The 7916-nt window shown below is 66.3% G+C and carries 10 protein-coding genes; 1 reads left to right on the forward strand and 9 read right to left on the reverse strand.

Annotation, left to right across the window (positions count from 1 at the left end):
- Positions 1-35: 35 nt before the first annotated feature.
- The 9 genes from B2585_RS17020 to yajC form a co-directional block, all read right to left on the reverse strand.
- The gene (locus tag B2585_RS17020; RefSeq protein ID WP_292025131.1) at positions 36-563 is read right to left on the reverse strand and encodes a DsbE family thiol:disulfide interchange protein; all 528 of its coding nucleotides are present in this window, start codon (positions 561-563) and stop codon (positions 36-38) included.
- A 1-nt stretch (position 564) separates the two neighbouring features.
- Positions 565-717, reverse strand: a complete 153-nt coding sequence (gene ccmD / locus B2585_RS17025; RefSeq protein WP_292025132.1) for a heme exporter protein CcmD — start codon at positions 715-717, stop codon at positions 565-567.
- Complete coding sequence (locus tag B2585_RS17030; RefSeq protein ID WP_292025133.1) at positions 710-1483, reverse strand: heme ABC transporter permease; 774 nt, start codon at positions 1481-1483, stop codon at positions 710-712. The genes ccmD and B2585_RS17030 overlap by 8 nt, the downstream gene beginning before the upstream one ends.
- 52 nt (positions 1484-1535) lie before the next feature.
- Complete coding sequence (gene ccmB, locus B2585_RS17035) at positions 1536-2192, reverse strand: heme exporter protein CcmB (RefSeq protein ID WP_292025134.1); 657 nt, start codon at positions 2190-2192, stop codon at positions 1536-1538.
- Positions 2189-2812 (reverse strand): heme ABC exporter ATP-binding protein CcmA, encoded by a 624-nt coding sequence (gene ccmA / locus B2585_RS17040; protein WP_292025135.1) that lies wholly within the window; start codon positions 2810-2812, stop codon positions 2189-2191. Before ccmA ends, ccmB begins: the two co-directional genes overlap by 4 nt.
- On the reverse strand, positions 2812-3165 hold the full coding sequence (locus tag B2585_RS17045) for an Mth938-like domain-containing protein (protein WP_292025136.1): 354 nt from the start codon (positions 3163-3165) through the stop codon (positions 2812-2814). The genes ccmA and B2585_RS17045 overlap by 1 nt, the downstream gene beginning before the upstream one ends.
- Before the next feature lie 166 nt (positions 3166-3331).
- On the reverse strand, positions 3332-4300 hold the full coding sequence (gene secF / locus B2585_RS17050; protein WP_292025137.1) for a protein translocase subunit SecF: 969 nt from the start codon (positions 4298-4300) through the stop codon (positions 3332-3334).
- Between the two features lies 1 nt (position 4301).
- On the reverse strand, positions 4302-5969 hold the full coding sequence (secD, locus tag B2585_RS17055) for a protein translocase subunit SecD (RefSeq protein ID WP_292025138.1): 1668 nt from the start codon (positions 5967-5969) through the stop codon (positions 4302-4304).
- Between the two features lie 30 nt (positions 5970-5999).
- Positions 6000-6344: a preprotein translocase subunit YajC gene (gene yajC, locus B2585_RS17060; RefSeq protein ID WP_292025139.1), complete on the reverse strand. Its 345-nt coding sequence runs from the start codon at positions 6342-6344 to the stop codon at positions 6000-6002.
- Positions 6345-6589: 245 nt separating this feature from the next.
- Between yajC and B2585_RS17065 the strand changes: the two genes are divergently transcribed.
- Positions 6590-7916 (forward strand): pentapeptide repeat-containing protein (locus B2585_RS17065; protein WP_292025140.1); only part of this gene is annotated, 1327 nt, incomplete at its 3' end.

Here is a 7916-nt window from a genome sequence, read left to right on the forward strand (position 1 = left end):
CGGGTCGGCGCGGGCGTCCGCCCGCGACGACATCCCTACTCGGCCGCCTCGGCCATCGCCGGGCGGATGATCGTGTCCGGGATCGACCCGGTGATCGGTCCCGCGAACCGTTTCACGATTACGCCGTCGCCATCCACCACGAAGGTCTCCGGCACGCCGTAAAGCCCCCAGTCCAGCCCGGTCCGCCCGCTCTCGTCCGCCACCACGGCGGCAAAGGGGTTGCCCAGCTCGTCAAGAAACTTGCGCCCGTTCGCGGGCGCGTCCTTGTAGTTGATCCCATAGATCGGCACGCCTTCCTCTGCGAAGGCCATGAGGTTCTCATGCTCCGCACGGCACGGCGCACACCAGCTCGCCCAGAAATTCACGAGCTTCACCTCGCCATCCGCCAGCGCCTCGACCGTGAAGCCGTCCTCACCCGGAAACGCGCTCACCGTCAGCGCCGGGACCGGCCCGCCCTCGCGGGTGGACTCGAGCTGGTCGGCCCCCTCGCGGTTCATCCCGAACAGGAACATCGCGGCCAGACCGGCAAAGATCACCGGCGGCAGGATCATCAGTGGTTTCATCTCAGCTTCCCTTGCGCCGCGCTTCGGCGGCCTCGAGCTTCTTCTTCACCCGCGCGGACTGCCACCAGCTCACCGCGATCACCAGCACGACAAGCGCCAGCGTCGCCGCCCAGGACGTCAGGATCGCGCCCGCGTATTTGCCAAGATCAGGCATCGGCCATCCTCTCCCGCATCTCCAGCGCGTGAATGCGCCGCTTGCGCACCTCGGTCCGCGTGCGCACCAGCAACAGCGCAATGAACAGGAGCACGAACCCCGCGAGGCAGATCACCAGCGGCTGCCAATAGACATCCGCCACGTTCTCCTCCTTGTCGAGCGACAGGCTCGCCCCCTGGTGCAACCCCTGGTTCCAGAAGTTCACCGCATACCGGCTCAGAAGCGCGAAGACCGACCCCACGATGGCCAGCACGCTCGTCAGGTCGGCGGCCGTATCCGGGTCCTCGATCGCGGCCCAAAGCGCCATGTAGCCCAGGTAGAACAGGAACAGCACGAGGAACGAGGTCAGCCGCGGATCCCACGCCCAGTAGGTGCCCCACATCGGCTCACCCCAGATCGCCCCGGTGATGAGCGCGATCACCGTCATCACGACCCCCACCAGCGCCGCCGCCTTGGCCGCAAGCGCGCTCACATGATGACGCCGCACCAGCCAGATGAGCGATGCGACGAGCATCATCACCCAGATGTTGATCGCCATCATCGCGCTCGGCACATGGACATAGATGATCTTCACCGACGAGCCGAAATTGATCGCCTCGGGCGTGAAGAAGAACCCCCAGACAAGGCCGACGGTCAGCGAGATCACGGTCAACCCGATCACCCACGGCAGGGCCTTGCCCGAAAGCGCCATGAACTTCACCGGATTGGCCCATTCCCAAAGCCAGTTCCAGCGATCCTTCGCCTGTTTCGTGCGCGTGCTTTCCATGCGAATTGTCCTATGTGTCACGAGGCGTCCGGGCAAGAAAAACCCGTTCACATCACCGCAGGTTGATACGCAATGCCGCAGCCGCCGCAAAGGGGAGGAGCGCGACGCTCCCCGCCGTGATCCCGGCGACCATGAGAAGCGGCGTGGTGGCATCCAGCCCCGCCATGCCGCGCGTCGCCGCCTCGGCCCCGAAAATCAGCGTCGGGACGTAAAGCGGCAGCACCAGCAGCGACAGAAGCAGCCCGCCGCGCTTGAGCCCCACGGTCAGCGCGGCGCCGAAGGCCCCGATCATCGACAAAGCGGGCGTGCCCAGAAGCAGCGTGACGAACATCCACCAATGTCCCGGCGCCGCCATGCTCATCAACCCGCCAAACAGCGGCGCGGCGAGCGTGAGCGGCAGGCCCGTCACCAACCAATGGGCCAGCGCCTTCATCACCACCGCCCCCTCCATCGGGACGGGCGCCGTGGCCAGCAGGTCGAGCGAGCCGTCTTCGAAATCGAGCTGAAAGATCCGGTCGAGCGACAGAAGACAGGCAAGCAGCGCGCCCACCCACAGGATGCCCGGCGCGATCCGGGCGAGGATCTCCGCCTCCGGCCCCACGCCGAAGGGCACCAGAACGCTCACGATCAGAAAGAACGCAAGGCCCAGCCCGAAGCCGCCGCCCGCACGCACCGACAGGCGCAGGTCGCGCAGAAGGAGCGCGATCACAGGAAGGCCTCGTCGAACGCACCCGGGTTGGCGCCCGCGTCCGGGTCGGCCTTGTAGGGCGTCACATCCAGAACCCGCGCCTCCAGCCCGAGGTCGATATGCGTGGCGATCAGCGCGGCCCCGCCACCGGCCACATGGGCGCGCACACGGGCCGCGAACAGGGCCACCGACGCCGTGTCGAGCGACACGGTCGGCTCATCGAGAAGCCAGATCGGCCGCCCCGTGACCAGCAGACGCGCGAGCCCCAGCCGCCGCTTCTGCCCCGCCGACAGGTTCGCGGCGGGGCGGTCGCGCAGACCCGACAGGTTCATGTCGCCAAGCGCCGCCTCGATCTCCCCGGTGCCATATACGCTGGCCCAGAAGGCGAGGTTTTCGGCCACCGAAAGCTGCGCCTTCAACCCGTCCGCATGGGCCCCATAGGCAATCGTCTCGGGCGGCAGGCTCACCTCGCCCGCCAAAGGCGGCTGAAGCCCCGCGAGCGTGCGCAGAAGCGTCGTCTTGCCCGACCCGTTGGGGCCGCGCAGCACCACGACCTCGCCCGCGCCCAGCGTGAACCCCAGCCCTGCAAGAACCGGCACGCCCCCGCGCGCGACCGTCAGGTCCCTCACGACGAGCTCCATCAGACGGGCAACACCGCAAGGGCCACGCGCCGGCCTTCGGACAGGGTGATATTGTAGGTACGGCAGGCGGCGGGGCTGGACATGGCCTCGACCCCGATCCCGGCGGCCTCAAGCGCCGATTGCAGGCCCTTGGGCGCGAAATCCATCTCGGAGCCGGTGCCGAGGAACAGCACGTCGATGTCCTCCGCCAGCGCCAGCAGCGCCTCGGTATCCTCGATCCCGCCCCAGCTCACCGCGCGCTTGCCGGTAGCCAGCATCGGCCCCTCGATCACCTCGCCCGCGACCCGGAAAAACCCGGGGCCGTAGCCCTCGACGGGCATCGCCTGACCATATGTAATCTCGTGCATCTGCATGGCCTCTCCCTACCCCGTTCCCGCGGCGGGGAAAAGTCCCTCACTTTGGTGAGCCCCGAGCCGATATCCCCGCATTAAAGCGCGCGCGCCAGCGCGCACCTTTTGGAAACACCCCGCTGCCCGATATCCGCCGGCCCGAAGGGTCAGCGCCCGAACCGGTCACATCTCAGGGGTCGGTCTTGCCGAACTGCGTCCCGGCCTCGCCATCGGGCTTGGACCAGTCCCGCTTCACGCCGAGGCGGAACAGGATGGCCGAGGCCACGAAGACCGAGGAATAGGTGCCGACCACGACGCCCCAGATCATCGCGAAGACGAAGTTGCGGATCACGTCGCCGCCCAGCACGAACAGAGAGATCAGCGCGAGCAGGGTCGTGACCGAGGTCATCATCGTCCGGCTCAGGGTCTCGTTGATCGACAGGTTCAGCACTTCCTTGAGGTCGAGCTTCTTGAACCGGCGCAGGTTCTCGCGCACCCGGTCAAAGACGACGACCGTGTCGTTGAGCGAGTAGCCCACGATGGTCAGGAGTGCGGCGATGATGGCCAGATCGAACTGGATCTGAAACAGCGAGAACACCCCGATGGTCAGCGTCACGTCATGGACGAGCGCGGCGACCGCGCCCAGCGAGAACTGCCATTCGAACCGAAGCCAGATATAGACGAGCACGGTCGCGATGGCCGCGATGACCGCCTCGATGGCCGACAGGATCAGCTCGCCAGACACCTTCGGCCCGACGCTCTCGACGCTCGGAAAGGTGATATCCGGGTCGACCGATGTCAGCGCGTCCTCGACGGCCTGAATCGTCTCGACCGAAATCGCCTCGTCGCCGTCCTGCGCCTGGATGCGCACTTGCGCCACGTTCTGATCGGGGCCGAAGGAAGGGTCGAAGACCTCGCTGATCGACACGTCACCCAGCCCCAGCGGGGCCATCGCGTCGCGATAGGCACCCACGTCGACCGGCTGCGCGCTCTCCGTGCGGATCGTCGTGCCGCCGCGGAAATCGATGCCGAAGTTCAGACCGAAGACGAAGAAGGCGACGATGGACAGCACCATCAGCGCGCCGGAAATCCCCAGCGAGAGGTAGGAGCGTGAGAAGAAATCCCAGTTCGTGTCCTGGGGGACGAGTCTCAGGCGCATGTCACACCTCCAGCGTTTTCGGGCGGCGGCGTTCGAACCAGAACACCACCATCAGCCGCGTGACGAAGATCGCCGTGAAGACCGATGTGATGAGGCCGAGGCCGAGCGTGACGGCGAAGCCCTTCACCGGGCCGGAGCCCATGATGAACAGGATGCCCGCCGTGAGGAAGGTGGTGATGTTGGCGTCGATGATCGCCGACAGCGCCTTTTCATAGCCAAGGTCGATGGACCGCGCCGGCCCGCGTTTGGCCTTGATCTCTTCGCGGATCCGCTCGAACACCAGCACGTTGGCGTCCACCGCCATACCGATGGTCAGCACGATCCCCGCGATCCCCGGCAGCGTCAGCGTCGCCCCGATGGCCGACAGAAGCCCGAACAGCATCCCGACGTTCAGGATCAGCGCCACGTTGGCCATGATCCCGAACCAGCCATAACTCAGCGCCATGAAGATCAGCACGCCGGCGAAGGCCACGAGCGACGCGATCTCGCCCGCCGCGATGGAATCCGCGCCCAGCTCCGGGCCGATCGTGCGCTCTTCAAGGAACGTCATCTCCGCCGGCAAGGCGCCCGCACGCAGCAGCACGGCGAGGTTCGTCGACTCCTCGACGTTGAAATTCCCGGTGATGATCCCCGACCCGCCCGGAATGTGCTCGTTGATCCGCGGGGCCGAAATGACCTCCTCGTCCAGCACGATGGCAAAGGGGCTGCCCACGTTCTCGGCGGTGTAATCCCCGAACAGCCGCGCCCCGTGCGGGTTGAAGCGGAAGTTCACGGCCGGCCGTCCGTTCGTGTCGAAACTGGGCTGCGCATCCACAAGGTCCTCACCGGTGACGACCGGCACGTCCTCGAGGATGTAAAACACCCCCTCCTCATCGACCGCAGGGTAGATGACGGTGTTGGGCCCGGCCACCTGCTCGGCATCCGTCGTGCGCCCGACGACGGGCTGGAAGGTGAGCTGCGCGGTCGTCCCGATCAGCGCCTTGAGCTCGTCCGCCGACCCCAGACCCGGCACCTGAATGAGGATGCGATCCTCACCCTGCCGCTGGATCGTGGGTTCGCGCGTGCCGACCTCGTCCACGCGGCGGCGGATGATCTCGACGCTCTGCTGCATGGTCCGGTCATCGGTGGCGAGCTTTTCGGCATCGCTCAGCGCCACCACGATCTCGTCGCCGTCCACCTCGACCGTGAAGTTCGTCGACCCCGTGCCGGTGATCGTGACCACCGGCGTCGCCAGCGCGCGCACCAGCTGCGCCGCATCGTCGATGTTCGTCGTGTCGCCGATGCGGATGCGCAGGCTGCTGTCCTCGGTCGGCACGCGCCGGATCGTCCCCACGATATCGCGCGCATCGCGCAGCACCGGGAACACCTCCTGCCAGATCGAATCCATCCGCTGCTTGTAGACGTCCTCGACCTGCACTTCGGCCAGCAGATGCGCGCCGCCCCGCAGGTCCAGCCCGAGGTTCACGAGGCCCGAGGGCAGCCAGCCGGGCCAGGCCGACAGGTCGGCCTCCTGCTCCGGCGTCGCTTCCCCGCCCGCAAGCTCGATGGCGCGCGCGGCGTCGTTATGGCTCTCCACCCGCGGGTAGAAGAGGTTCGGCATGGCATAGACAAGCCCGGCCACCACCACGAGGATGATGACGACCCGCCGGAATATCGAGATGTTCAGCATGTGGCCCCTGCCCTGCCGGAGTGGTCTGGATCAGCTCTTGGCGCTTTTCGCGTCGCTGGCGGGCTCGGTCTTGGAGACGACCTGAAGCACGGCGGCCTTGGTGACACGCACCTTCACGCCCTCGGCGATCTCGACCTCGACCTCGTCGCCTTCCTTGACCTTGGCGACCTTGCCGATGATGCCGCCCTGCGTGACCACCTGGTCACCCCGGCGCAGCGCCTCGCGCATCTTCTGGTCTTCCTTCAGCTTCTTCTGCTGCGGACGGATCAGGAAGAAATACATGATGCCGAACACCAGCACCATCGGGATGAGTATGGAGTTCAGCATACCGCCACCGGGGGCGGCGGCCTGCGCGAATGCGGGCGAAACGAGCATAGGTTGGTCCCTTGTCTGTCTGGGCTTTCGGCCCTGTCTTTCACGGGACCGGACGGCCCCTTCTGGCTGGCGCGGACCCTATATGGGCGTCCCGAGGATGGCAAGCAATGGCGGGCGGGGATTTGACGGATGACGGGGGCGTGAGGCGAGACGCCTGAAACGGTGTGCAACCCGACCCGACAACCGTTGGGAGAGGTTGGCACGCCGCCCGTTTCCCGGCATCGTGGGGCAAGGGGGATGGGAGTTTGATTTCTGAGGTTTTCGAATGGTTGTCGATTTCCGGACCCGTGCCGCTGCTGGGTTTGGCAGCGATCATCCTCTTTGCCGTTCTGCTCCTGCGCATTCCGGTCGAAACGTCCTCAACTGCGGACCCTGACACCCGCACCCCTTTCTCACGTCTGAAACACGCCCTTGGGGCCAAAAGCGTTCATAGCTTTTGGTTCACCACCGCGATCCTGCTTTGGGCGACGGTCTTCATGATGCTCCTTGCCGGCCTCCTCGTCACGATCTGGGCTGTGGTCGCAGCCGCTCTCCCGGCCGACATGGCCAGCGACGAGGGCAAGCTCGACGTCTGGGAATTTCGCTTCCTCATCGCCAAGCTCGGTGGTCTCACCGCCGTCCTCGGGGCCGTGGTCGCCTTGCCGTTCACGGTGATCCGTCTGCGCATCACCAATGAGGACAACGAGACCAAGAAGGCGGCGCTCTTCAATGAAAAGATCAACTCCGCGTTGGAAGACCTACACGCGATGCGCCAGATCACGATGGGCGATCCGGGCGCGCGCGAGCTTGTCTGGGAACCCGACATCACCCGCCGCAACGGGGCCATCGACCGGCTTGAGGCACTCGCGCATGAAAACCCGGACGACGTGCGGCGCATCTCCCGCACATTGGCCACCTACCTGCGCGAACGCTCACGCGAACACCCTGCCCTTGACCCGAGCGAAGACCTCAGCCCCGAAGCTATCGACGCATGGGCGGGCAAATTGGAACCCGTGCGCTCGGACATGGAAAACGCTGCGCAGACCCTCGGACGCCTCACCGACGTCCCCGGCGCCAGCGCGACCGACCTCGGGCGCGTCCTGGAAAAAGCCAACATGCAGGGCTTCCGCCTCTCCGGGCTGAACTTCGAGAATACGGATTTGAGATTCGCGCGGATGGAGGGGGCGATCCTCTTTCAGGCGCGGATGGAGGCGGCGAACCTCTTTAAGGCACGGATGGAGGGGGCGAACCTCTTGGGGGCGCGGATGGAGGGGGCGATCCTCTATGGGGCGCGGATGGAGGGGGCGGACCTCTCGGAGGCGCGGATGGAGGGGGCGGACCTCCAAGGAGCGCTGATGGAGGGGGTGAACCTCTTGGGGGTGCGGATGGAGGGGGCGAACCTCTTGGGGGTGCGGATGGAGGGGGCGGTCCTCTTGGGGGCGCGGATGGAGGGGGCGGACCTCCGGGGAGCGCTGATGCGGAAGGCGGACCTCCGGGGAGCGCTGATGCAGGGCGCGGACCTCTCGGAGGCGCGGATGGAGGGGGCGAGCCTCTCGGGCGCGCGGATGGACCAATCCACCAAATTGACCGCCG

Source organism: Maritimibacter sp. UBA3975 (assembly GCF_002384975.1).
Lineage (GTDB): Bacteria > Pseudomonadota > Alphaproteobacteria > Rhodobacterales > Rhodobacteraceae > Maritimibacter.

Coding starts and splice junctions, on each gene's coding strand:
- B2585_RS17020 (WP_292025131.1), bottom strand. CDS start 563: ATGAAACCACTGATGATCCTGCCGCCGGTGATCTTTGCCGGTCTGGCC.
- ccmD (WP_292025132.1), bottom strand. CDS start 717: ATGCCTGATCTTGGCAAATACGCGGGCGCGATCCTGACGTCCTGGGCG.
- B2585_RS17030 (WP_292025133.1), bottom strand. CDS start 1,483: ATGGAAAGCACGCGCACGAAACAGGCGAAGGATCGCTGGAACTGGCTT.
- ccmA (WP_292025135.1), bottom strand. CDS start 2,812: ATGGAGCTCGTCGTGAGGGACCTGACGGTCGCGCGCGGGGGCGTGCCG.
- B2585_RS17045 (WP_292025136.1), bottom strand. CDS start 3,165: ATGCAGATGCACGAGATTACATATGGTCAGGCGATGCCCGTCGAGGGC.
- secF (WP_292025137.1), bottom strand. CDS start 4,300: ATGCGCCTGAGACTCGTCCCCCAGGACACGAACTGGGATTTCTTCTCA.
- secD (WP_292025138.1), bottom strand. CDS start 5,969: ATGCTGAACATCTCGATATTCCGGCGGGTCGTCATCATCCTCGTGGTG.
- yajC (WP_292025139.1), bottom strand. CDS start 6,344: ATGCTCGTTTCGCCCGCATTCGCGCAGGCCGCCGCCCCCGGTGGCGGT.